At 51.1% G+C, this 613-nt stretch carries 1 protein-coding gene; it reads left to right on the forward strand.

Going from position 1 to position 613, the window contains the following annotated elements:
• Positions 1–204: 204 nt before the first annotated feature.
• The coding region (locus H0A72_RS21925) for an LpxL/LpxP family acyltransferase (RefSeq protein WP_486352014.1) at positions 205–613 on the forward strand (409 nt) is incomplete at its 3' end.

Below are 613 nucleotides of genomic sequence, written 5' to 3' on the forward strand. Positions count from 1 at the left end.
GGAAACTCGCCCTGACCACGACAAACCACTGTTTTCCCCTAAGGGGAAAGCCTTTTACCTTCTATATTAAAAAGACGAGATAGCGGCTGAGCCCAGATACAGCCGCTTGCAGAGACAGCACCTGAGTCAACATCTGCACGTGCTAGTATGCATTACTATAATCGCCTTCCTTGGGGGCGCCACTCCAAGCCTGGCGCCCTACTTATGAATCATTACTTTCAAAACGCACTGACTGCCGGCCTGTTACGCACGCTGGCCATCATGCCTTATGGCCTTGTCGCCCGCATGGGCGAAACACTGGGCAAGCTGTTGTACAAATTGCCCAGCAGACGCAAACGCATATTGCATACTAATCTTGAACTGTGTTTTCCCGAACAAAGTGCCAAGCAAAGACAGGCGCTGGCGCAATCGACCTTCGGGCACGTGATACGCAGCTACCTTGAACGCGGCACGCAATGGTATGGCAGCGCTAAGCAAATTGAACAACTGGTTCAATTGGAAAGCGCCATAGAACTGCAAGACAACTACGGCCAGCCCTCCATATTTCTTGGCTTTCATTTTGCAGCCATAGAAGCCACCTGCATGTACTACTCTATCATGCATCCGGTTGCCT

It is taken from the genome of Parapusillimonas granuli (assembly GCF_013416525.1).
GTDB lineage: Bacteria > Pseudomonadota > Gammaproteobacteria > Burkholderiales > Burkholderiaceae_B > Parapusillimonas > Parapusillimonas granuli.